Source organism: Streptomyces aquilus (genome assembly GCF_003955715.1).
GTDB classification, from domain to species: domain Bacteria; phylum Actinomycetota; class Actinomycetes; order Streptomycetales; family Streptomycetaceae; genus Streptomyces; species Streptomyces aquilus.
On sequence record NZ_CP034463.1, the window covers coordinates 4191975 to 4214327 of the forward strand.

General features: G+C 70.2%; 20 protein-coding genes and 1 tRNA gene. 13 read left to right on the forward strand and 8 right to left on the reverse strand.

Going from position 1 to position 22353, the window contains the following annotated elements; all coding sequences use genetic code 11:
* Window positions 1-20: 20 nt before the first annotated feature.
* On the reverse strand, window positions 21-1625 hold the full coding sequence (locus tag EJC51_RS19220; protein ID WP_208870725.1) for a beta-N-acetylhexosaminidase: 1605 nt from the start codon (window positions 1623-1625) through the stop codon (window positions 21-23).
* A gap of 92 nt (window positions 1626-1717) precedes the next feature.
* Here EJC51_RS19220 and EJC51_RS19225 point away from each other — a divergent pair, with 92 nt between their 5' ends.
* Window positions 1718-2611: a DUF4429 domain-containing protein gene (locus EJC51_RS19225; RefSeq protein WP_126272220.1), complete on the forward strand. Its 894-nt coding sequence runs from the start codon at window positions 1718-1720 to the stop codon at window positions 2609-2611.
* 17 nt (window positions 2612-2628) lie between these two features.
* Here the strand turns inward: EJC51_RS19225 and EJC51_RS19230 are convergent, their stop codons facing one another.
* On the reverse strand, window positions 2629-4185 hold the full coding sequence (locus tag EJC51_RS19230) for a purple acid phosphatase family protein (protein WP_126272221.1): 1557 nt from the start codon (window positions 4183-4185) through the stop codon (window positions 2629-2631).
* Window positions 4186-4371: 186 nt separating this feature from the next.
* On the opposite strand from EJC51_RS19230, the gene EJC51_RS19235 reads away from it, so the two are divergent.
* Window positions 4372-4629: a hypothetical protein gene (locus tag EJC51_RS19235; protein ID WP_079306286.1), complete on the forward strand. Its 258-nt coding sequence runs from the start codon at window positions 4372-4374 to the stop codon at window positions 4627-4629.
* Window positions 4630-4643: 14 nt separating this feature from the next.
* Complete coding sequence (gene glmS, locus EJC51_RS19240; protein ID WP_126272222.1) at window positions 4644-6461, forward strand: glutamine--fructose-6-phosphate transaminase (isomerizing); 1818 nt, start codon at window positions 4644-4646, stop codon at window positions 6459-6461.
* 156 nt (window positions 6462-6617) lie between these two features.
* Here glmS and EJC51_RS19245 read toward each other — a convergent pair whose 3' ends face one another.
* Together EJC51_RS19245 and EJC51_RS19250 are read right to left on the reverse strand one after the other, a co-directional pair.
* Window positions 6618-7172, reverse strand: coding sequence for a GPR1/FUN34/YaaH family transporter (locus EJC51_RS19245; RefSeq protein WP_126272223.1), 555 nt, complete (start codon window positions 7170-7172; stop codon window positions 6618-6620).
* A 149-nt stretch (window positions 7173-7321) separates the two neighbouring features.
* Complete coding sequence (locus tag EJC51_RS19250) at window positions 7322-7849, reverse strand: universal stress protein (protein WP_059191971.1); 528 nt, start codon at window positions 7847-7849, stop codon at window positions 7322-7324.
* A gap of 324 nt (window positions 7850-8173) precedes the next feature.
* Between EJC51_RS19250 and EJC51_RS19255 the strand changes: the two genes are divergently transcribed.
* The 5 genes from EJC51_RS19255 to EJC51_RS19275 all read left to right on the forward strand — a co-directional run bounded on the left by EJC51_RS19255 (window position 8174) and on the right by EJC51_RS19275 (window position 11604).
* Window positions 8174-8488: a hypothetical protein gene (locus tag EJC51_RS19255; RefSeq protein ID WP_126272224.1), complete on the forward strand. Its 315-nt coding sequence runs from the start codon at window positions 8174-8176 to the stop codon at window positions 8486-8488.
* A 377-nt stretch (window positions 8489-8865) separates the two neighbouring features.
* Window positions 8866-10059: a helix-turn-helix domain-containing protein gene (locus EJC51_RS19260; protein ID WP_126272225.1), complete on the forward strand. Its 1194-nt coding sequence runs from the start codon at window positions 8866-8868 to the stop codon at window positions 10057-10059.
* Between the two features lie 135 nt (window positions 10060-10194).
* Entirely contained in the window at window positions 10195-10797 is a 603-nt protein-coding gene (gene orn / locus EJC51_RS19265; RefSeq protein WP_126272226.1) for an oligoribonuclease, read from the forward strand.
* A gap of 115 nt (window positions 10798-10912) precedes the next feature.
* A tRNA-His gene (locus EJC51_RS19270) sits at window positions 10913-10985 on the forward strand.
* 100 nt (window positions 10986-11085) lie between these two features.
* Window positions 11086-11604, forward strand: coding sequence for a GNAT family N-acetyltransferase (locus EJC51_RS19275; RefSeq protein WP_166682882.1), 519 nt, complete (start codon window positions 11086-11088; stop codon window positions 11602-11604).
* A gap of 20 nt (window positions 11605-11624) precedes the next feature.
* On the opposite strand, the gene EJC51_RS19280 is transcribed toward EJC51_RS19275, so the two are convergent.
* Window positions 11625-12680 (reverse strand): LacI family DNA-binding transcriptional regulator, encoded by a 1056-nt coding sequence (locus EJC51_RS19280; RefSeq protein ID WP_126272227.1) that lies wholly within the window; start codon window positions 12678-12680, stop codon window positions 11625-11627.
* Window positions 12681-13213: 533 nt separating this feature from the next.
* On the opposite strand from EJC51_RS19280, the gene EJC51_RS19285 reads away from it, so the two are divergent.
* The 4 genes from EJC51_RS19285 (at window position 13214) to EJC51_RS19300 (ending at window position 17988) form a co-directional block, all read left to right on the forward strand.
* Window positions 13214-14530, forward strand: coding sequence for an ABC transporter substrate-binding protein (locus EJC51_RS19285; protein ID WP_126272228.1), 1317 nt, complete (start codon window positions 13214-13216; stop codon window positions 14528-14530).
* Between the two features lie 5 nt (window positions 14531-14535).
* Window positions 14536-15546 (forward strand): carbohydrate ABC transporter permease, encoded by a 1011-nt coding sequence (locus EJC51_RS19290; protein WP_126272229.1) that lies wholly within the window; start codon window positions 14536-14538, stop codon window positions 15544-15546.
* Between the two features lie 11 nt (window positions 15547-15557).
* On the forward strand, window positions 15558-16454 hold the full coding sequence (locus tag EJC51_RS19295; protein ID WP_126272230.1) for a carbohydrate ABC transporter permease: 897 nt from the start codon (window positions 15558-15560) through the stop codon (window positions 16452-16454).
* A gap of 97 nt (window positions 16455-16551) precedes the next feature.
* A complete protein-coding gene (locus tag EJC51_RS19300; RefSeq protein ID WP_126272231.1) occupies window positions 16552-17988 on the forward strand; it encodes a GH1 family beta-glucosidase in 1437 nt (478 codons plus the stop codon).
* 103 nt (window positions 17989-18091) lie between these two features.
* On the opposite strand, the gene EJC51_RS19305 is transcribed toward EJC51_RS19300, so the two are convergent.
* The 3 genes from EJC51_RS19305 to EJC51_RS19315 form a co-directional block, all read right to left on the reverse strand.
* Window positions 18092-19558, reverse strand: a complete 1467-nt coding sequence (locus EJC51_RS19305; protein ID WP_126272232.1) for a glycoside hydrolase family 18 protein — start codon at window positions 19556-19558, stop codon at window positions 18092-18094.
* A gap of 107 nt (window positions 19559-19665) precedes the next feature.
* Window positions 19666-21063, reverse strand: a complete 1398-nt coding sequence (locus EJC51_RS19310; RefSeq protein WP_126272233.1) for a HAMP domain-containing sensor histidine kinase — start codon at window positions 21061-21063, stop codon at window positions 19666-19668.
* On the reverse strand, window positions 21060-21749 hold the full coding sequence (locus EJC51_RS19315) for a response regulator transcription factor (protein WP_126272234.1): 690 nt from the start codon (window positions 21747-21749) through the stop codon (window positions 21060-21062). Before EJC51_RS19315 ends, EJC51_RS19310 begins: the two co-directional genes overlap by 4 nt.
* A 98-nt stretch (window positions 21750-21847) precedes the next feature.
* Here EJC51_RS19315 and EJC51_RS19320 point away from each other — a divergent pair, with 98 nt between their 5' ends.
* Window positions 21848-22348, forward strand: a complete 501-nt coding sequence (locus tag EJC51_RS19320; RefSeq protein ID WP_126272235.1) for a hypothetical protein — start codon at window positions 21848-21850, stop codon at window positions 22346-22348.
* The last annotated feature ends 5 nt before the right edge of the window (window positions 22349-22353 follow it).

The window sequence follows — 22353 nt, forward strand, 5'->3', positions numbered from 1 at the left end:
CCCGCCGGCCCGCAGCCAAACTACGACCAAGGCACCTGAGGCGACCGGTAGTAGTTGATCCCCATCGCCTCCCACCGAGCCCCCTGCGCAGCGAGCCGAACCCTGTACCGCTCCCAGTCATGCGTACCAACCGCCGACCACCCCAGCTCAGCCACCCCCGCCAGCCTCGGAAACGCCATGTACTCGATGTCGGCGGACGTCACGATCGTCTCCGTCCACAACGGCGCCTCGACTCCCCGCACAGCCGCGGCGGGCACCCCCGGCAGATAGTCCCCCGGATCCCAGTCGTACGACCGCCGCACCTCCACCAGCCCGGCCCAGTCCTGACCCAACGGCGTGTCCGCGGTGTACTTCATGTCGAGGTAGACCCGGTCGGCGGGCGACAGGACGATCCCCGTCCCGTTCTGCGCGGCTTTGGCCACCTGCGCCTTCTCCTCCGCACTGGTGTCGTCCAGCCCCCAGTACTGCGCCACCGCCCCCTTCGCCGGCGTCGCGCCGGTCAGCTGGTGCCACCCCACCACCGTCTTGCCGTACTTGGCGACGACCGGCTGCACCCGGTCCATGAACGTGACGTAGTCCTCATGGCTGGTCGAGTGCGCCTCGTCCCCGCCGATGTGCAGATAGCGGCCGGGCGTGAGCGCGGCGAGCTCCCCGATCACGTCGTCGACGAAGTCGTACGTGAGGTCCTTGCCGACGCACAGCGAGCTGAAGCCGACCTCGGTGCCGGTGTAGAGCGGCGGCGCGACCCCGTCGCAGTTCAGTTCGGCGTACGAGGCGAGCGCGGCGTTGGTGTGGCCGGGCATGTCGATCTCGGGGACGACCTCCAGATAGCGCGCGGACGCGTACCGGACGATCTCCTTGTAGTCGGCCTTCGTGTAGAAGCCACCGGGGCCGCCGCCGACCTGCGTCGAGCCGCCGTACGTCGCCAGGCGCGGCCAGGAGTCGATCGCGATGCGCCAGCCCTGGTCGTCGCTGAGATGCAGATGCAGCTTGTTGACCTTGTAGAGCGCCAACTGGTCGATGTACCGCTTGACTTGATCGACGGTGAAGAAGTGCCGGGAGACGTCGAGCATGGCGCCGCGCCAGCCGTAGCGCGGGCTGTCGGTGATCGCCCCGCCCGCGACGAGCCAGGGCCCCGGCTGCACGGAGCCCTTCTCGCCCTTCGCCGGCAGCAGCTGCCGCAGGGTCTGGACACCGTGGAAGAGCCCGGCGGGCTGCGCGGCGGTGATGGTGACGCCCTTGGCCCCGCTGTCGAGCCGGTACCCCTCGGCACCGAACGGGCCTTTGGCCAGCCGTAGTTGGATGTCACCGCCGCGCCCCGCGTGCACCGGCAGCCGATAGCCCGTGGACGGCCTGAGCACCCCGGCGAGGTACTCGCCGACGCGGCGCGCCTCCCGCGAGTCGTCCACGCCGATCCGGGTCTTCGCCGTGATGCGGTACGGCGATCCGCCCGGCGTCACCTTCGCGGGCGCCGGAATCACCTGGTCGAGCGGTGTGGCCTCGGCGGGCGCCGGCGCCGCGCCCACGGCGAGCGAGCCCACCGCGACCAGCAGCAACGCGCCCAGAACTCGGGTCGTACGGGGAGTCGTTCTGTGGTGCCGTCTCACCTGCGCCCCCTTCGTCATCCACCCTGGATTGGTGCAGACCACTGTGCCCGGTGATTCACTGGTAAGGGAAGGGAACGGGCCGTCCGCGACCCCGATGCCAGACTTGCCCCATGGCGGAAATCATCCAGAAGGACGGCACGTGGGCCTTCGACGGCGACGCCCTGCGGCTGACCCCGGGACGCGACAAGAACGTCAGCCTGCTCCGCAAGACCCTGGGTGAACTGGTCGTCCCGCTGGGCGCGTTGGCGGGGATCTCCTTCGAGCAGGGCCGCAGGGCGGGGCGGCTGAGGCTGCGGCTGCGCGACGGCGCCGACCCGCTGCTGCACGCCACCGGCGGCCGTCTCACCGAGCCCGACGACCCCTACCAGCTCATCGTCGAGTCGGACCGCTACGGCGTCGCCGAGTACTTCGTGGACGAGGTACGCGAGGCCCTCCTCCTCGACCAGGTCCCGGCGACCCCGGTCACGGAGTTCCTCCTGCCCGGCCCGGCCGTCCCGCTGTCGGTCTCCGCGGGCGACGGCACCGCGACCTTCGACGGCGAGCGCGTCCGCCTGGAGTGGAACTGGAAGACGGAGGACGCCAAGGCCGCCGCCGGCATCCGCACCCTGCCCCTCACCGACCTCGCCGCCGTGGAGTGGCTTCCCGCGGCCGGTCTGGACAACGGCCATCTCCGCTTCACGGTGCACAACGCGCCCAGCAAGGCCCCGGCGAAGTACGACCCCCACTCCGTGGAGCTGTGGGGCTTCAAGAAGGACCCGCTGATGGCCCTCGTCGCGGCGGCCGTCCAGGCCAGGCTCCCCCACCCGGCCCGGACGGCCGCCGTCGACGTACGCAAGGCCCTCGGCACCCGACCGGAAACGCCTTCCCTCCCGGTCGCCCCCGTCGAGGACGGCCACGACGCCCTCCTGCGCCGGCTGCGCGAGCTCGGCGAGCTGCGCCGCACGGGTGTGCTGACGGACGAGGAGTTCACGCTGGCCAAACAGGCGATCCTGAAACGGATGTAAGTCCGTCAAGGACACGCCTACTTGGCCTTGCGCGCCACCGTGAAGTGGTCGATCCGGTCCCCGGTCTCGGCGATGCCCGACACCTTGAGCTTGGCCCAGTGCCCGCGCGGCGCCGGTTCCACGTCCACCCGCAGGAACGAGTAGTTGAGGTACCGCACCCGGGACCAGGCGACGGTCTCGTTGACCTTGCCGTCCTTGGTGTTGATGAAGGAGGCGACGGAGTCGACCTCGTTGAGGTGCCCCTCGTAGGAGTCGGGTGCGGAGAACGCGTAGAGGCTGCGCCCCGCCGCACCGGCCGTCACGTAGACGACACCCTCGGTCTCGGGGTACGCCGTCTCGCCGATCGGGAGCTTCTTGGCGACCTTGTTCCCCTTGATGACGTCCGTCCGCTCGTACTGGTGGTTGTGGCCGTTGATGACCAGGTCCACCGTGTACTTCTCGAACAGCGGCACCCACTCCTGCCGTACGCCGCCCTCGGAGGCGTGCGCGGTGGAGGTGCAGTAGGCGCAGTGGTGGAAGAAGACGACGATGAAGTCGATGTCGTGCCGGGCCCGGAACTTCTTCAACTGCCCCTCGAACCACGTGGTCTGGGTGCCACCGGAGATACCGAGGTTGGCGGGGATCTCGTACGACACGTCGTTCGGGTCGAGCGAGATGACCGCGGTGTTGCCGTAGACGAAGGAGTAGACGCCCGGGAGGTGCTTCTTGTCCGGCCCGTTGTCGGGGAGCGTGAAGCGGGCCTCCTCGCCGCCGTAGCCGTTGGGCGAGTACCAGGCCTCCATGTCGTGGTTGCCGTAACTCACCATCCACGGCACCGACTTGGCGACCGACTCGGTCTGGGCGAGGAACTGGTCCCACACCCGGGAGTCGAAGCCGGTGTCGGCGGACTTGCCCTGCCCGGCCGGGTCGGCGTAGGCGATGTCGCCGGCGTGCAGGTGGAAGACCGGGTTCTGGCCGAGGATCAGGCTGTCGTTGGCGAGGCCGTGGTAGCTGACGCCCTGGTCGCCGAAGGCGGTGAAGGTGAAGGGCGCCTTGTGGGCGGGGGCGGTGGTGAAGGTGCCGAGGGTGCCGACGAGGTGGGGCGCGGCCGGGTCGAAGCCCTGGTGGCCGACGCCGTAGTAGTACGTCTTGCCGGGCTTGAGGTGGGTCAGCTTGGCGTGGACGTAGTACTGGGTGTGGTCGGCGCTCGCGCCGACGCCGGTCGGGGTGTAGAGGCTGCGGACCTCGGCCTCGATCTTGCGGGAGAGGTCCCAGGGGTGGGCGCCGATGCGGATGAAGGGCTTCTTGACGGCGACGGGGACCTGCCACGAGACGGTCATCTCAGTGCGCGGGTCGTTGCCGTAGGCGAGGTGGCGGCCGAAGGGGGCGACGAGCGAGCCGTCGACCGTCTCGGTGCGCGGGGCGGCCATCGGCGTGGCCTGGGCGGTGGCGCCGGGCACGAAGGCGCCGCCCGTGACGGCGCCCAGCGTGACCGCGCCGCCCCTGATCATCGTGCGCCGGGAGAATCTGGCGCGCAGGTACTCGTGCTGCTCGGCCATGCTCATGCGGTCGGCGAGCTGCTCGGGTACGCCCATGCGAGGAATGTCCATGACGACCGAAACTCGTCCCCCCAGGCAACGAGACGCAAGACGCCGGGTGGCCAAGTCACGAACACGGCCTCATAAGAGATTCAATGTTCTTCTAAGAGTTTCTACAGCACCTCTGCCCGAAATCGGGCAGGATTCTTGCGAGGCGGCCCCCGATACCCCAGGATCTACCGAGTGCACGACGACCTTGTTGATCATCTGACCCGCACCACGCCCCTCCAGCGGGGCGAGGCGCTGCGGGTGATCCAGGACGTGCTCGCCTACTTCGACGAGACGACCGAGGTGTACGTCCGTCGCCGCCACCGCGAGCTCCAGGCCCAGGGCCTGGTGAACGCGGAGATCTTCGACCGGATCGAGGCGGACCTGAAATACCGGGCGGTGGCCCCACCGGAGCTCACGCTCCGCCAGCTGCGCCGGATCGTCTACGGCTAGGAATACGTATACATATGTGCGGAATCGTCGGATACATCGGCAAGCGTGACGTGGCGCCGCTGCTCCTGGAGGGCCTCCAGCGCCTGGAGTACCGGGGCTACGACTCGGCGGGCATCGCCATCACCGCGCCGAAGACGGCAGGGCTCAGGACGGTCAAGGCCAAGGGCCGCGTCCGTGACCTGGAGGCCAAGGTCCCGGCCCGCTTCAAGGGCACGACCGGCATCGCCCACACCCGCTGGGCCACCCACGGCGCCCCCTCCGACGTGAACGCCCACCCGCACCTCGACGCCGAGGGCAAGGTCGCCGTCGTCCACAACGGCATCATCGACAACGCCTCCGACCTGCGCCGCAAGCTGGAGGCCGACGGCGTCGAGTTCCTCTCCGAGACCGACACCGAGGTCCTCGTCCACCTGATCTCCCGCTCCACCGCGGAGAAGCTGGAGGACAAGGTCCGCGAGACCCTCCGCCTGATCGAGGGCACGTACGGCATCGCCGTGCTGCACGCCGACTTCCCGGACCGCATCGTCGTCGCCCGCAACGGCTCCCCGGTCGTCCTCGGCATCGGCGAGAAGGAGATGTTCGTCGCCTCGGACATCGCCGCCCTGGTCGCCCACACGCGGCAGATAGTGACGCTGGACGACGGCGAGATGGCCACCCTCAAGGCCGACGACTTCCGCACGTACACCACGGAGGGCACCCGTACGACGTCCGAGCCCACCACGGTCGAGTGGGAGGCCGCCTCCTACGACATGGGCGGCCACGACACGTACATGCACAAGGAGATCTTCGAGCAGGCCGAGGCGGTCGACCGCGTCCTGCGCGGCCGCATCGACGACCGCTTCTCCACGGTCCACCTCGGCGGCCTCAACCTCGACGCCCGCGAGGCCCGCCAGATCCGCCGCGTGAAGATCCTCGGCTGCGGCACCTCGTACCACGCCGGCATGATCGGCGCCCAGATGATCGAGGAGCTGGCCCGCATCCCCGCGGACGCCGAGCCGGCCTCCGAGTTCCGCTACCGCAACGCCGTCGTGGACCCCGACACCCTCTACATCGCGGTCTCCCAGTCGGGCGAGACGTACGACGTCCTCGCGGCCGTCCAGGAGCTGAAGCGCAAGGGCGCGAGGGTCCTGGGCGTGGTCAACGTGGTCGGCTCCGCGATCGCCCGTGAGGCGGACGGCGGCATCTACGTCCACGCGGGCCCCGAGGTCTGCGTCGTCTCGACGAAGTGCTTCACGAACACGACGGTCGCCTTCGCGCTGCTCGCCCTGCACCTGGGCCGCACCCGCGACCTCTCGGTCCGGGACGGCAAGCGCATCATCGAGGGCCTGCGCCGGCTGCCCGCCCAGATCGCCGAGATCCTCGACCGGGAGGAGGAGATCAAGAAGCTGGCCGAGCAGTACACCGACGCCCGCTCGATGCTCTTCATCGGCCGCGTCCGGGGCTACCCGGTGGCCCGTGAGGCCTCCCTGAAGCTCAAGGAGGTCTCCTACATCCACGCCGAGGCCTACCCGGCCTCCGAGCTCAAGCACGGCCCGCTGGCCCTGATCGAGCCCGCCCTCCCCACGGTCGCGATCGTCCCCGACGACGACCTGCTGGAGAAGAACCGCGCCGCGATGGAGGAGATCAAGGCCCGCAGCGGCAAGATCCTCGCGGTCGCCCACCAGCCCCAGGAGAAGGCCGACCACACGATCGTCGTCCCGAAGAACGAGGACGAACTCGACCCGATCCTGATGGGCATCCCGCTGCAACTCCTGGCGTACCACACGGCATTGGCCCTGGGCCGGGACATCGACAAGCCGCGCAACCTCGCGAAGTCGGTGACGGTGGAGTAGAGGGCCTCTTGCTTTTAGGGGCGCGGGGAACTGCGCGACCAGCCCCCACGCACCCGCACAGGCCAACGAAACATGAACGGACCCCCCGTGATGCCACCATTCACGGGGGGTCCGTTCTCATCGCCGGGGAGCCGCCCAACCCCCCGGCCTGCGCAGCTAGCCGGTGGCCGTCACCCCCCGGCCGGCAGCACGTCCACGAAGAGACGTCGGCCAGTGAGCCAACGCCGCGGTGGCCGCATACCAGGCCACCGCACCGGCCGCGACAGCGAACCAGCCGCCCACCTTGGCGAGCCCGTCGTTGTCGGCGAAGGCCGCGATGGCCATCAGCACGAGGGACACGAAGAACAACCCGTAGGCGCCCTGCCCGAGTTGGTCCCCGCCCGCGAGCGTGAGAGACAGCGCCACGAGGGCGAAGAGCAGGAAGAACAGCCCGGCCGCGTTGGCGGATCCGGCGTCCGAGACGGCCCACGTGAACCACAGCGCACCCAGCGCCGCGAACGCGGTCCCGTTGGCGGTGTCGCGGTCACGGAAGGCCATGAGCCCGGCGACGAAGAGGGCAATGCCGCCCACGTACTGGGCGATTGACACGGCGTCAGCGGCTGACACGCCGTCGATCACGTCGGTGTGGCCGAGTCCGAACGCCAGGAGGGTGATCCCGAGGGCGAGTCGGCCGACGATGGTGGTTGCTCCCGCGGAGACGTCATTGTCCACGGCGGGCTCCCTTCATGCTGTGCTGTTGTGCGGTGTGCGATATATGCCCTTCACAAGGGCACAAACACCTCTACGCGCCAGTAGATTCGAGCGCGGCACAAAGGGGAGGGGGCGTTCCCAGTTCGCATCTCACCTGGGAGAACGACGAGTTACGGAATGACAACGACGGGACGCTTGGCGCGCTTGGCGAGCCGCCCCGCGACGGAGCCGAAGATGCGCCCCACGATGCCGTGCGTGGAGCCGACGACGATCGCGTCCGCCTCGTACTCCCGCCCGACCTCTTCGAGTTCGTGGCAGATGTCGCCACCGCGCTCGACGAGGATCCAGGGCACCTCGGCCAGATAGTCGGCACAGGCCAGCTCCAGACCGAGCACCTCGGTGCGGTGGTCCGGGACGTCCACGAAGACCGGCGGCTCGCAGCCCGCCCACACGGTCGTGGGCAGCCGGTTGGCGACATGGACGATGATCAGGCCCGAGCCGGAGCGGTGGGCCATGCCGATGGCGTACGCGAGGGCGCGCTCACTGGACGTGGAGCCGTCGAAACCCACCACGACGCCGTGCTTGAAGGCGGGGTCGCAGGAATGGCGTGGCTCTTCCGCCGCCTGGGGCTCGGCCGCCGTGGGATCGGCGACGGGCCGCTTGCGGTCCGCTGGTTCGAAGAATTCGTGACCGGCCATGGCTGTCTCGGCGTTGTGATCCTTAGTGGGAGGGACGACCGTGTGCGGCGGAGCTGTGTCCGGGAATCATCTTCCCAACCCCATACCCCCAAGGGTACGGCGGCACGCCTCCTTCGCCCAGATCCCGTTCACGGTCGGTGAGGGGTTCCAGGGAGCATGCACGAGGGTGCGCCCGTAACGCAATGGTTGCTGCGCTGTACAGGCGGTTTGCACAGGATTCAAGGAACCGCCCGCCCCGCGTACGCCCCCCGAAGGGCCCTGCGGGCAGTGACCGACCCGTCGAACAGGCGTTGAACCCCGCGAGTCAGCCCCAGGGAGCACGCCATGTCCGGACACCGTCCGCCCACCGCCGATTCCGCCGACTCCGCCACGGACGTGGTCCGCTGGGCGGCCTTCAGTTGCGTCCTCGTCCCGGTGGTCCTCGTCTGGTACGGCTCCTCGCTCGCCGGCGCCGCCGGCACCGCCCTCGGTCTCGCCGCCGTCACGGCCGTCTGCCGGGTGCTGCTGCGCCAGTCCGAGCGCGGCGCGGCGCGCTTGCTCGCGGAGGAACACGCACCCCATCGTGGCCGTCGTCACAGGACCGGAACGGGGTCTCATCGAGGCGGTCGTCACACTGGGGGAAACTCACCGGTCGCTTGACCGGTTTCCGCGCACGGACCCGTATCTTTTCAGCCAACTTCTCGGCCCCGCACCTACGTTGCCGGTGACACCCCCCACCCCCCGTTCGACCTGCACGGAAAGGGTCCTGGGGGCCCTTCGCACCCTACGTGGATTGGCCACTGCGACAAGGCGCACTTCCCTGCACGGCCCCTGAGTGCAACGCTTCGTGATCGAATGCTTCACGCCAAGTTGCCATGTCGACAATGTGCCGGTTGCCGAACTGGTCACCCCGGCACCACGGGACACAGTAGATTCGATCTTGACGTCTTACGGCGGGGGACTCGTGCAGGACCGAGGGGAAACGTGCAGGAGCGACACAACCGAGGAGCCGCGACCACCGAGGGGGGCTTAGCAGTATGAGCCACGACTCCACTGCCGCGCCGGAAGCCGCGGCCCGGAAGCTTGCCGGGCGACGCCGCAAGGAGATCGTCGCGGTGCTGCTGTTCAGCGGCGGCCCCATCTTCGAGAGTTCCATACCGCTGTCGGTGTTCGGGATCGACCGCCAGGACGCCGGCGTGCCGCGCTACCGCTTGCTGGTGTGCGGCGGCGAGGAAGGCCCACTGCGGACCACAGGGGGCCTGGAACTCACCGCGCCACATGGCCTGGAGGCGATCTCACGGGCGGGCACGGTCGTCGTGCCGGCCTGGCGTTCGATCACCTCGCCACCGCCCGAGGAAGCGCTCGACGCCCTGCGTCGCGCGCACGAGGAAGGCGCCCGCATCGTCGGGCTGTGCACGGGTGCCTTCGTCCTCGCCGCGGCGGGCCTGCTGGACGGCCGCCCCGCGACCACACACTGGATGTACGCACCGACGCTGGCCAAGCGCTATCCGTCGGTGCACGTGGATCCGAGAGAACTCTTCGTCGACGACGGAGACGTGCTGACCTCCGCCGGTACGGCGGCGGGCATCGACCTCTGTCTCCACATCGTGCGGACGGACCACGGCAACGAGGCGGCCGGCGCGCTGGCCCGCCGTCTTGTCGTGCCGCCGCGCCGGTCGGGCGGTCAGGAGCGCTATCTCGACAGGTCTTTACCTGAGGAGATCGGCGCCGACCCGCTCGCCGAGGTCGTCGCCTGGGCGCTGGAGCACCTCCACGAACAGTTCGACGTGGAGACGCTCGCGGCCAGGGCGTACATGAGCCGTCGTACGTTCGACCGCCGCTTCCGCTCGCTGACCGGGTCGGCCCCGCTCCAGTGGCTGATCACTCAGCGGGTGCTTCAGGCGCAGCGTCTGCTGGAGACCTCGGACTACTCGGTGGACGAGGTCGCGGGCCGCTGCGGCTTCCGGTCGCCGGTGGCGCTGCGCGGGCACTTCCGCCGTCAGCTGGGCTCGTCGCCCGCCGCGTACCGGGCCGCGTACCGCGCGCGCCGGCCGCAGAGCGACAAGCCGGCCGAGGCCGACGGCAGCGGGGCCCCCTCCGGGCCGCCGCCGCTCCTCCACCCGGAGGCCGGTCCGGTCCCGCTCCAGACCCGCCGTACGGCGGCGGCGAGCGCGGTCGGTTCCGGGGCACAGCTGTCGGCGAGCCTGCCCGGACAGCGCAGCGGATCGTAGGGGCGCCGGGCGCCCGACGCCGGACGGGGTGATCGACTGATCCCGTCCGGCGTTCAGCCGTGCCGTGGCGACGGTGGGGAGACTGGCTGCACCACCGGTCCTCCCAAACCGCGACGCCAGCTTTAGGGTGTTCGCATGAACGATCGCATGGTGTGGATCGACTGCGAGATGACCGGCCTCTCGCTGTCCGACGACGCTCTCATCGAGGTAGCCGCCCTCGTCACCGACTCCGAGCTGAACGTACTCGGCGAAGGAGTGGACATCGTCATCCGCCCGCCGGCCCGGGCGCTGGAGACGATGCCGGAGGTGGTGCGTCAGATGCACACCGCGTCCGGACTGCTCGACGAGCTGGCCGGCGGCACCACGCTGCCGGAGGCCGAGGAGCAGGTGCTCGCCTACATCCGCGAGCACGTGAAGGAACCCGGCAAGGCCCCCCTGTGCGGCAACTCGGTGGGCACGGACCGCGGCTTCCTCGCCCGGGACATGACGGAGCTGGAGAGCTATCTCCACTACCGCATCGTCGACGTGTCGTCGGTGAAGGAGCTGGCGCGGCGATGGTACCCGCGGGCGTACTTCAACAGCCCCGAGAAGAACGGCAACCACCGCGCCCTCGCCGACATCCGCGAGTCCATCGCGGAACTGCGCTACTACCGCGAGGCCATCTTCGTACCGCAGCCCGGACCCGACTCGGACACCGCGCGGACGATCGCCGCGAAGCACGTACTGCCTGCTCAGTAGGCGGGCGAGGGTCCTCTGGAGGGGCGCCGTAAAAGCCGTGCGCGAGCACCCCTTCGGACCCTGTACACTTTTTCTCGGCCGGTAGGGAACACCACAAAGTCCCACGCCGGTCATGGTGGGTGTAGCTCAGCTGGTAGAGCACCTGGTTGTGGTCCAGGATGCCGCGGGTTCGAGTCCCGTCACTCACCCTGACTGATCAGCCGGTGACCTCGGAAGAGGTCACCGGCTGATTGCGTTGCGCGCGTCCGTCGTACGCCGCGGGCCGGACCGGCCCCTAGACTCCCGACGGTGACCGAGCCCGCTCCCGCGCCCACCGGCGCGATCCCCACCCCCCGCCTGGACCTCCTCCCGCTGAGCGTGACCCACGCCGAGGAGATGGCCGTCGTCCTCGGGGACCCGGCGCTGCACACGTTCATCGGCGGCGCGCCCCTTTCACCCGAGGAGCTGCGGGAGCGCTACGAGCGCCTCGTGGCCGGTTCCCCGCACCCGACCGTCTCCTGGCACAACTGGGTGCTGCGGCACCGCGCCGAGGACCGCCTGATCGGCACCGTCCAGGCCACGGTCACCGGGCACCACGAGGCCGAGATCGCCTGGATCGTCGGCACCCCCTGGCAGGGCCACGGCTACGCCGCCGAAGCCGCCCGCGCCCTGGTCGCCTGGCTGATCCGGCACTACGTCCGTACGGTCACCGCCCACATCCACCCCACCCACACCGCGTCGGCGGCGGTGGCGAGGGCGGCCGGCCTCTCCCCGACGGAGGAGGAACACGACGGCGAGACGGTCTGGCGCCTGTCGCTGAAGGCGTGAGACAGCGACCGCGGACCGGCCTACGAGGACGCCCGCGCCACCAGTTCCGTCACCAGGACCACCTGGCGTCGGTCCAGTTCGCGGGACGCCGTCGGGCGGCGGTCCGCGATCTCGGACAGGAGGAGGTTGATCATGTGGCGGCCCATCTCCGCGATGGGCTGGCGGACGCTGGTGAGGGGCGGTTCCATGTGACGGGCTATCGCGGAGTCGTCGTAGCCGACGAGGGCGACGTCGTCGGGGATCCGGCGGCCCGCCTCGCGGAGGGCCTGGCGGGCGCCGGCCGCCGTGACGTCGGAGGCGGCGAAGACCGCGTCGAGGTCGGGGCAGCGGGACAGCAGTGCCGCCATCGCCCGGGTGCCGCCCTCCTCGGTGAAGTCGCCCGGCTCGATCATGGCCTCGTCCACCGTCTGCCCCGCGTCCCGCAGGGCGTCGCGGTAGCCGTCGACACGGCGCTGGGCGCCGTACACGTCGAGGCGGCCGGTGATGTGGGCGATGCGGTGGTGGCCGCGGGACAGCAGGTGCTCGACGGCCTGGCGGGCGCCGCCGTAGTTGTCCGAGTCCACCGAGGGCAGCGTCTCCAGCGCCGAGCGCGGGCCGCTGATCACCGCCGGGATCTCCAGCTGGGACAGCAGGTCGGGCAGCGGGTCGTCGGCGTGCACCGAGACCAGCAGGACGCCGTCGACCCGGTGGGCGGCCAGGTACTGGGCCAGCCGGCGGCGCTCCCGGTCGCTGCCCGCGAAGATCAGCAGCAACTGCATCTCGGTGTCGGACAGTTCCGCCGCGACGCCCTTCAGCATGTCCGAGAAGTAGGGCTCCGCGAAGAAGCGGGTCTCCGGCTCGGGGACGACCAGCGCGATCGCGTCCGTGCGGTTGGCCGCGAGGGCGCGGGCCGCCGTGTTCGGGACGTAGCCGAGCTCCGCGACCGCGGCTTCCACCGCCGCCCGGGTCGCGTCGCTGACCCGCGGCGAGCCGTTGATCACCCGGGAGACCGTGCCCCGGCCGACACCGGCGCGTGCGGCCACCTCTTCGAGGGTGGGCCGGCCACCGCTCCGAGCTCGCGCCCCGTGGCTTGCCATGTGGCTCCGCCTCCCGCCGTCGAACCTGTGTTGGCCTGGAATCTAACAGCCGTGATCGCACCCGGATCCCGCGGCGAACACCTCGCTCCGGGTCCGAGGGGACGTGCCGTCCGCTTCCGCTCCGGTTCCGCTTGCCGGAACACTGTGCGTTCAGACTTGCACGCGGCACTGTGTACGGGGAGTTCGCGAAGGCAACCTCGGACGCCCTCGCGGTCGCGTGGACGGCCGTCGCACCAAGGAAGCCGTCCGCCTACCGGACACATCGCATACGAACAGATCAGCCTCTCCCGTTCAGCCAGACCAGCCTCCACCGTTCAGCGAAAGAAAAGTCTCGAAGCGATATCGCACTGTCCGTGCCCTTGACACCCCCGCCGAGACCGACGACTCTTCAACTCATCACTGGTGGGAGCGCTCCCACAGTACCTGACACATACACATCCCGCACGTTCCCCGCCCGAGCCGCCGCGAGAACTAACGGGCCCAACAATGCAGTTGGCCGGGGGGTCGGCACGTCAGGGCAACAGGAGGACTCAATGCGAGCACGTACCCGAACCGCCCGTCGCAGGGTGGTGGTCCTGGCGGCCGTGGCGTCGCTGGGCGCCGGGCTGCTGGCCGGCTGTGCCGACGACGGCAACGACGACAGCAACGAGTCGTCGGGCGGTGGCGGCGGCAAGACCACGATCACCCTCGGCCTCTTCGGCACCGCCGGCTTCAAGGAGTCCGGCCTGTACAAGGAGTACGAGAAGCTCCACCCCAACATCCACATCGAGCAGACGGTCGTCGAGCGCAACGAGAACTACTACCCCGCGCTCATCAACCACCTCACCACCAACAGCGGTCTCCAGGACATCCAGATGGTCGAGGTCGGCAACATCGCCGAGGTCGTCCAGACCCAGTCCGCCAAGCTGCTCGACCTGTCGAAGTACGGCAAGAAGAGCGACTACCTGGACTGGAAGTGGCAGCAGGCCACGACCAAGGACGGTCAGACCATCGGCGTCGGCACGGACGTCGGCCCGATGGCCATCTGCTACCGCACGGACCTGTTCAAGGCCGCCGGTCTGCCCACCGACCGCGAAGAGGTCGGCAAGCTGTGGGCGGGCAGCTGGGACAAGTTCGTCGACGTCGGCAAGCAGTACCAGAAGAAGGCCAAGGGCACGACCTTCCTGGACTCCCCCGGCGGTCTGCTCCAGGCCATCCTCAGCAGTGAGACCGAGCGGTTCTACGACTCCTCCGGCAAGGTCATCTACAAGACCAACCCGGCCGTGAAGTCCGCCTTCGACCTCACCGCCGACGCCGCCGAGGCCGGCCTGGTCGGCAACCAGACGCAGTTCCAGCCCGCCTGGGACACCACCATCGCCAACAGCAAGTTCGCGGCGATGTCCTGCCCGCCGTGGATGCTCGGCTACATCAAGGGCAAGTCGAAGGCCGACGCCAAGGGCAAGTGGGACATCGCCCAGGCGCCGAAGTCCGGCAACTGGGGCGGTTCCTTCCTGACCGTGCCGAAGTCCGGCAAGCACACCGAGGAGGCCGCCAAGCTCGCCGCCTGGCTGACCGCCCCGGAGCAGCAGGCCAAGCTCTTCGCCGTGCAGGGCAGCTTCCCGAGCACCCCGGCCGCGTACGACTCGGACGCGGTGAAGAACGCCAAGAACGACATGACCGGCAGCGCGCCGATCGGCACGATCTTCGCCGAGGCCGCCAAGAACATCCCCGTGCAGACGATCGGCCCGAAGGACCAGATCATCCAGCAGGGCCTGACCGACAACGGTGTGGTCCTGGTGACCCAGGGCAAGTCGCCCAAGGACGCCTGGGACAACGCCGTGAAGACCATCGACAACAACCTGGACCAGTGACCCGTATGACCACTGGGCACGACACCGCCGCCGCGTCCCCCGCCAAGGAGGGGGGCGCGGCCCCGGCCCGCCCGTCCGCGGGGCCCCCGGACGACGAGCGCCGCCGCGCGCGGCTGTCCCGCCGCTGGCAGCGGGACGTGCGCTGGAGCCCGTACGCCTTCGTCTCGCCGTTCTTCCTGCTGTTCCTGGCGTTCGGCCTGTTCCCGCTGATCTACACCGGGTGGGCCTCGCTGCACCAGGTGGAGCTGACCGCGCCCACCGACATGCACTGGGTGGGCTTCCGGAACTACACGCGGATCTTCGACGACGACTTCTTCTGGAACGCGGCGAAGAACACGCTGACCATCGGGATCATCTCGACGGTGCCGCAGCTGCTGATGGCGATGGGCCTCGCGCACATCCTCAACTACAAGCTGCGCGGCTCGACCTTCTACCGGGTCGCGATGCTCGCGCCGTACGCGACCTCGATCGCCGCCGCCTCGCTCGTCTTCGTCCTGCTCTTCGGCCGCGACTACGGCATGATCAACTGGACGCTGAACCAGGTCGGCATCGACAACATCGACTGGCAGAACGACAAGTGGCCGTCGCAGATCGCGGTGTCCTCGATCGTCATCTGGCGGTGGACCGGCTACAACGCGCTGATCTACCTGGCCGCGATGCAGGCGATCCCGCAGGACCTGTACGAGTCCGCCGCCCTCGACGGGGCCAGCCGCTGGCAGCAGTTCTTCCACGTGACGCTGCCGTCGCTGCGGCCGACGATCCTGTTCACCGTGGTCGTCTCGACCATCGGCGCCTCCCAGCTGTTCGGTGAGCCGCTGCTGTTCGACGCGAACAAGGGTGCCTCGGGCGGCTCGCAGCACCAGTTCCAGACGCTCGGCCTGTATCTGTACGAGCAGGGCTGGGTCAACCAGCACCTGGGCCGCGCCTCCGCGATCGCCTGGACGATGTTCCTGATCCTCATCGTGGTCGGGATCGTCAACTACGTCATCTCGCGCCGGCTGCGCGCCAGTAGTTAGGAGAACCGGCCGTGACGACGACACTCACCAAACCGCCGGCCGACGAGGTCAAGCGCCCCCGGCGCCCCCGCTCGGCCCGCGCGGGCGGCACGCTGCACGCCGGTCCGATCGCGTACATCATCCTCGCCCTGTTCACCATCGGCTCGCTGTTCCCGCTGGTGTGGACGGCGATCGCCGCGTCCCGCGACAACCAGCGCCTCGCGCAGAACCCGCCGCCGCTGTGGTTCGGCGGGGGCCTGTTCGACAAGCTGGAGATCGCCTGGAACGACGCCAACCTGGGCGAGGCCTTCATCAACACCACGTTCGTGGCGGGGGTTTCGGCGATCACCATCGTCATCCTGTCGACGATCGCCGGGTTCGCCTTCGCCAAGCTGCGCTTCAAGGGCCGCAACGCCCTGATGCTGATCGTGATCGGCACGATGATGGTGCCGCCGCAGCTGAGCGTGATCCCGCTGTACATGATGGTGGCCAAGCTCGACTGGTCCGACCAGTTGCAGGCGGTGATCCTGCCCTCGCTGGTCAGCGCGTTCGGCGTGTTCTTCATGCGGCAGTACCTGCTCCAGGCGCTGCCGGACGAGATCATCGAGGCCGCCCGGGTGGACGGCGCGAGCAGCTGGCGGGTCATCTGGCACGTGGTGTTCCCGGCCGCGCGGCCCGCGATGGCCGTGCTCGGGATGCTGATGTTCGTGCAGACCTGGAACGACTTCCTGTGGCCCTTCCTGGTGCTGACCCAGAACGGCAACCCGACCGTGCAGGTCGCGGTCGCGGGCCTGGGCCGCGGCTACACGCCCGACCAGTCCCTGATCATGGCGGGCGCGCTGCTCGGCACGCTGCCGCTGCTGGTGGTCTTCGCGATCTTCGGCAAGCAGATCGTCGGCGGCATCATGCAGGGCGCCGTCAAGGGCTGACCCGCTGTTCTTCTCGGGGGCCGGGTCACCGCCGCCTCGGCCCCTCTTCCTCCCCCTCTACCCGTCGGTCTCCACGACCTCCATTGGGAGCGCTTCCATGCCTGAACCCGCCACGCCGGCGACCCCGGTGACCTTTCCTCCCGCCTTCCTCTGGGGCGCCGCGACCTCCGCGTACCAGATCGAGGGAGCGGCGCGGGAGGACGGCCGTACGCCCTCGATCTGGGACACCTTCAGCCATACGCCCGGCAAGACCGCGGGCGGCGAGCACGGTGACATCGCTGTCGACCACTACCACCGCTACCGCGACGACGTGGCGATGATGGCGGACATCGGGCTCAACGCGTACCGCTTCTCCGTCTCCTGGTCCCGTGTCCAGCCGACCGGACGCGGCCCCGCGGTCCAGCGCGGCCTGGACTTCTACCGCAAGCTGGTCGACGAGCTCCTGTCGAAGGGCATAAAGCCCGCCGTCACGCTCTACCACTGGGATCTGCCGCAGGAGTTGGAGGACGCGGGCGGCTGGCCGGAGCGGGACACGGCGTACCGGTTCGCGGAGTACGCGCAGATCGTCGGCGAGGCGCTCGGCGACCGGGTGGAGCAGTGGATCACCCTCAACGAGCCCTGGTGCAGCGCCTTCCTGGGCTACGCGTCCGGCGTCCACGCGCCCGGCCGTACCGACCCGGCGGCCTCCCTCAAGGCCGCGCACCACCTCAACCTGGCGCACGGCCTGGGCGCCTCGGCCCTGCGCGCGGCGATGCCGGCCCGCAACTCGGTCGCGGTGAGCCTCAACTCGTCGGTGGTCAGGCCGCTGTCGCAGGACCCCGCCGACCTGGCCGCCGTCCGCAAGATCGACGACCTGGCCAACGGGGTCTTCCACGGCCCGATGCTGCACGGGGCGTACCCGGAGTCGCTGTTCGCGGCGACGGAGTCGCTCACCGACTGGTCCTACGTCCAGGACGGCGACCTCGCCCTGATCAACCAGCCGTTGGACGCGCTGGGCCTGAACTACTACACGCCGACGCTGGTCTCGGCGGCCGACCCGCAGGCCGCCGCGCCGCGCGCCGACGGCCACGGCTCCAGCGACCACTCCCCCTGGCCGGCCGCGGAGGACGTCGCCTTCCACCAGACGCCGGGCGAGCGCACGGAGATGGGCTGGACGATCGACCCGACCGGTCTGCACGACCTGATCATGCGCTACACACGCGAGGCCCCGGGCCTGCCCCTGTACGTCACGGAGAACGGCGCGGCCTACGACGACAAGCCCGACCCCGACGGCCGCGTCCACGACCCGGAGCGGATCGCCTACCTCCACGGCCACCTGCGCGCGGTCCGCCGGGCCATCGCCGAGGGCGCGGACGTGCGCGGCTACTTCCTGTGGTCCCTGATGGACAACTTCGAGTGGGCGTACGGCTACGAGAAGCGCTTCGGCGCGGTGTACGTCGACTACACGACCCTCGCGCGCACGCCGAAGTCGAGCGCCCTGTGGTACGGGCAGGCGGCCCGGACCGGGACGCTGCCGGCGATCTCGGAGATCTGAGGCCACCGCTGGGATGGGGGAGCGGGAGCGGGGCGCGGCATCCGAGGGGGATGCCGCGCCCCGCTTTTTCTCGTGGGGGGATGGCCGGTCGCGGGGGGGACGGTCAGTTGTAGGCCGCGAACGCCTTCGAGAAGGCGTGCTCGTCCTGGACGATCGAGCTGCACGTGGCGTCGGCGTAGTTCTTGGCGCCGCCGGAGCACTGCTTGTCGCGGGTGGCGGACCACATGGAGAGCCAGCCGAGGCCCTTGGACTTGGCGAAGTTCACCAGCTGGCCGGCGTCCTCGACCTTGAAGATCTCGCTGGTGACGTCGTTCACGCCGATCATGGGCGTGACCGCGACGGCCTTCCAGGCGGCGCTGTCGCTCAACCCCAGCACGCTCTTGACCTGGGCCTGCGTGGCCGTCGCGGCCTGCTCGGCGTACGTGCCCATGTCGCCGCTGTAGGCGGGGCCGTAGTCCATGGCCATGATGTTGACGGTGTCGAGGGCGACGCCGTTGCTCTTGGCGTTGGACAGCAGGTTCACGCCGTCCTGGGTGAGGCCCTCGGGCATGACCGGGAGGGTGAAGGAGACGTCCAGGTCCGGGTGCTGGGCCTGGAGCTTGGCTATCGCCTTGGCGCGGTTGGTGTTCGCCGTCGTGTTGGGCAGGGCGCCGCCCTCGACGTCGAAGTCGACCTTGGTGAGGTCGTAGGCGTCCACGACCTTGCCGTACGCCGCCGCCAGCGCGTCCGCCGACGAGCAGGTCGTCGCCAGTTCGCTGCCCGCCGCACCGCCGAAGGAGACCCGGACGTCGCCGCCCTTGGCGCGCAGGGCGCCGATCTGCGCGGCGACCGCGTCGCTCGCGAGGTCGGTCACGCCGCCCCACTTCGGGGTGCAGCCGCCGCCGTCCGTGACGAAGGCGAGGTTGTAGTCCTTCACCCCGGTGGCCGTGGCGCTCGCGACCAGGTCGAAGGCCGGGTAGAGGGAGGTGTCGACGTAGGGGGCGAAGCCGGCGTCGGTGGTGGTACCGGTGCCGGGGCTGCTCGTGGGGGTGGGGGTGGGGGTGGGGGTCGCCGTGGTGGTGGGCTTGCTGGTCGCGGTCGGGGTCGGGGTCGGGGAGGCCGTCGCCGTTTCCGTGGGGCGGCCGGTCGGCTCGGGAGTGGCCGTGCCGTCCGCCGAGCAGGTGGCGCCGTCGATGCGACAACCGGTCGGCGCGCCGGTGCCGTTGACGACGAAGCCGACCGTGACGGACTCGCCGGCGGCCAGGCCGTCGGTGTCCCACTTGGCCGAGGTCACGGTGACGTGCTGACCGCTCACGCTCGACTCGGCGTTCCACAGCGAGCTCAGCTTCGAGCCCGCCGGCAGGTCGAACTCCAGCTTCCAGTCCTTCTCGGCCGCGCCGCTGTTGTTCGTCACGACGTACTGGGCGGTGTAACCCGTCGACCAGTCACTGGTCCTCGTGTACGCGGCGCCGATCCCGGCGGCCTGGGCGGTGCCGGTGAGCAGGATCGCGCCGCCACCGACCACGGCCGCGGCGACGGCCCCGGCGATCACCTTGTTCCTGCCGCTCACCTTGCGCCGGTGCGTGCTCATGGCGTGCCTGCCTTCGTTGTTCGGGGGTGGGGTGCGGCAGCACGCTAGCGAGCGGGAAACGGGCAAAGTGCCTGATCCGGACGGTGGTCGGCGATCTTAGGGTGCGCTTAAGGATGGGATCGGGGACGGTTAAAGGTAGAGACCAATCTGCCCGTACGGCGCCTGCGCACCCGGTGTCCCCGGCGCTCGGGCACCCGCCCGTCCAGCTGGATCCAGATCCGCACCTCGGTGCCGCCGAGCACCGACGACCCGATCCGCACGTCCCCGCCGGTCCCCTCCGCGAGCCGGCGCACGATGTCCAGCCCCAGCCCGGTCGAGCCCGCGCTGCCCGACCCCCGCCCACGGGCCATCGCGGCCTCGGGGTCGCGGATGCCGGGCCCCGCGTCGGAGACCAGCACGATCACCGCGTCCTCGCCGTTGTGGACGTCGACCGCGAAGGCGGTGCCCTCGGGGGTGTGCCGGAAGACGTTGCCGAGCAGGGCGTCCAGGGCGGCGGCCAGGTCGGCGCGGGCCACGGGTATCCGCACCGGCCGCTCGACGCCCGCCACCCGCACCTTGCGCCCCTCGTCCTCGGCGAGCGCCGACCAGAACGCCATCCGCTCCCGCACCACCTCCGCGGCATCGCACCCGGCGCCCGGCCCGGCGGCCGCGGTCTGCGGCTTGGCCTCCCGCGCGGTCCGGATGATGGTGTCGACCTCGCGCTCCAGCTGGGCGACCGCCGCCCGCGTCTGCTCCGCGGCGGGCCCGTCCCCGAGCGAGGCCGCGTTGAGCCGCAGCACGGTGAGCGGCGTACGCAGGCGATGGGACAGGTCGGCCGCCAACTCCCGCTCGTTGACCAGCAGCTGGACCACCTGGTCGGCCATGGAGTTGAACGCCACCGCGGCCAGCCGCAGTTCGACGGGCCCCTCCTCGGGCACCCGCACGCCCAGCTTCCCCTCCCCCAGCTCATGCGCGCCCTCGACCAGCTTCTGCGCGGGCTTCACCATCCGTACGCCCAGCCGGTCGGCGACCGCGACCGAGCCGACGACCAGCGCGACGCCGACCCCGGCGAGCACCGCCCACGCCGTGGCCACGCCGTTGCTGACCTCGGCCTCGGGGACGTACACCTCGACGACCGCGATCTCACCGGAGCTCAGCGCGACGGGCTGGAGCAGCGTGGAGCCGCCCGGCACCTCGGTGGTGGAGGCGCGGCCGAGCTTGCGTACGGTCGCCACGTCGCCGTCGGCGGCGCGCTGCCGTCCGATGTCGACGGCAGCGCTGTCGCCGCTCGCGGGGATGTGGACGGCCATCCCGTCCTCCGAGCCCGCGGAGGCGACGACCCGCTCCAGCTGGTCCCGGTCGGTGGTGATGGACAGGGCCGGGGCGACGGCGGCGGCCTCCCGCTCGGCGTTGGAGAAGGCGCGGTCCCGGGCCATCTCCTTGATGACGAGGCCCAGCGGGACCGCGAAGGCGACCACCACCATGGTGGTGACGGCGAGGCAGACCTTGACCAGTGCCCACCTCACAGCGGTGGCTCCAGCTTCACGCCGACACCCCGCAGGGTGTGCAGATAGCGGGGACTGGCCGCGGTCTCCCCCAACTTCCGGCGCAGCCAGGACAGATGGACGTCGATGGTCTGGTCGTCGCCGTAGGACTGCTGCCACACCTCGGCGAGGAGCTCCTTGCGGGGGACGACGACGCCGGGGCGGCCGGCGAGGAAGGCGAGCAGGTCGAACTCGCGGCGGGTGAGATCGAGTCGTACCCCGTCCAGTTCGGCCTGGCGGCGCAGTGGATCGACGGTCAGCCCGCCGACGCGGAGCACGGACTCCGGTGGGGCTTCTCCCGCGACGGGGCGCGAGCGCCGCAGGACGGCGGCCATCCGGGCGGAGAGATGCTCCACCGAGAAGGGCTTGGTCAGGTAGTCGTCCGCTCCCGCGTTCAGCAGCCGGACGATCTCCGCCTCGTCGTCCCGGGCCGTGGCGATGATCACCGGCACGTCCGTGATCCCGCGCAGCATCTTCAGCGCCTCGGACCCGTCCAGATCGGGCAGACCGAGGTCGAGGATGACGACGTCGAAACGGAAATGGGCGACCTCGCGCAGCGCCTCCAGCGCCGTACCGACACTCCGCACCGTGTGGGCGGCGTCGGTCAGCTGCCGGATCAGCGCCGAGCGTACGAACTGGTCGTCCTCGACCACGAGCACACTTGCCATGCGCCGCACCGTACGCCATGCGGGCGAGCCGCATCCGGGCCTGTGGACAACTCCCCACGCGTGCGGCCGCTGGGGTCCGTGAGGCAGTATGACCGGCGATGCGCAGAGGACTCGTACACGTACTGGCTTGGTCGCTCGCCACGGGCGCGGCGGTCACGCTGTCGTGGTGGGGTGTCCACACGGTGATGGCGGGCACCGCCTACGACCCGCCCCGGGCCCTGCCCATCACGGTGGCCGAGGCCACCACCCAGGACTCGAAGCCGCTGGCGTCGTCGACGGCCCGGCCGTCCGCGTCTCCGTCGAGGAGCGCGGCGTCACGGAAGCCGTCCGCCACACCGACCCCGCCGAAGTCCCCCAGTCCCTCCCCCAGCGCCTCCGGCGAGGTCAAGAGCTACGACACCGAGGGCGGCCGGGCGGTGTTCTCGCTCGGGAAGTCCTCGGCGACGCTGGTGTCGGCGACGCCGGCCGCGGGCTGGTCGATGCAGGTGTGGAAGACGGAGACGTGGATCCGGGTGGAGTTCGCGTCCGGCGCGGACCGGGTGTCGGTGTTCTGCACGTGGCACGACAGCGCGCCGCGGGTGGACGTCGGGACGTACTGACCGGG

What these genes read in the sequence shown, in the direction of transcription:
- EJC51_RS19315 (WP_126272234.1), bottom strand. Translation starts at nt 21,749, where the DNA reads ATGGCAAGTGTGCTCGTGGTCGAGGACGACCAGTTCGTACGCTCGGCG.
- EJC51_RS19230 (WP_126272221.1), bottom strand. Translation starts at nt 4,185, where the DNA reads ATGGGCGTACCCGAGCAGCTCGCCGACCGCATGAGCATGGCCGAGCAG.
- EJC51_RS19250 (WP_059191971.1), bottom strand. Translation starts at nt 7,849, where the DNA reads ATGGCCGGTCACGAATTCTTCGAACCAGCGGACCGCAAGCGGCCCGTC.
- EJC51_RS19290 (WP_126272229.1), top strand. Translation starts at nt 14,536, where the DNA reads ATGACCACTGGGCACGACACCGCCGCCGCGTCCCCCGCCAAGGAGGGG.
- EJC51_RS19260 (WP_126272225.1), top strand. Translation starts at nt 8,866, where the DNA reads ATGAGCCACGACTCCACTGCCGCGCCGGAAGCCGCGGCCCGGAAGCTT.
- EJC51_RS19300 (WP_126272231.1), top strand. Translation starts at nt 16,552, where the DNA reads ATGCCTGAACCCGCCACGCCGGCGACCCCGGTGACCTTTCCTCCCGCC.
- orn (WP_126272226.1), top strand. Translation starts at nt 10,195, where the DNA reads ATGAACGATCGCATGGTGTGGATCGACTGCGAGATGACCGGCCTCTCG.
- EJC51_RS19225 (WP_126272220.1), top strand. Translation starts at nt 1,718, where the DNA reads ATGGCGGAAATCATCCAGAAGGACGGCACGTGGGCCTTCGACGGCGAC.
- glmS (WP_126272222.1), top strand. Translation starts at nt 4,644, where the DNA reads ATGTGCGGAATCGTCGGATACATCGGCAAGCGTGACGTGGCGCCGCTG.
- EJC51_RS19320 (WP_126272235.1), top strand. Translation starts at nt 21,848, where the DNA reads ATGCGCAGAGGACTCGTACACGTACTGGCTTGGTCGCTCGCCACGGGC.
- EJC51_RS19255 (WP_126272224.1), top strand. Translation starts at nt 8,174, where the DNA reads ATGTCCGGACACCGTCCGCCCACCGCCGATTCCGCCGACTCCGCCACG.
- EJC51_RS19280 (WP_126272227.1), bottom strand. Translation starts at nt 12,680, where the DNA reads ATGGCAAGCCACGGGGCGCGAGCTCGGAGCGGTGGCCGGCCCACCCTC.
- EJC51_RS19220 (WP_208870725.1), bottom strand. Translation starts at nt 1,625, where the DNA reads ATGACGAAGGGGGCGCAGGTGAGACGGCACCACAGAACGACTCCCCGT.
- EJC51_RS19285 (WP_126272228.1), top strand. Translation starts at nt 13,214, where the DNA reads ATGCGAGCACGTACCCGAACCGCCCGTCGCAGGGTGGTGGTCCTGGCG.
- EJC51_RS19305 (WP_126272232.1), bottom strand. Translation starts at nt 19,558, where the DNA reads ATGAGCACGCACCGGCGCAAGGTGAGCGGCAGGAACAAGGTGATCGCC.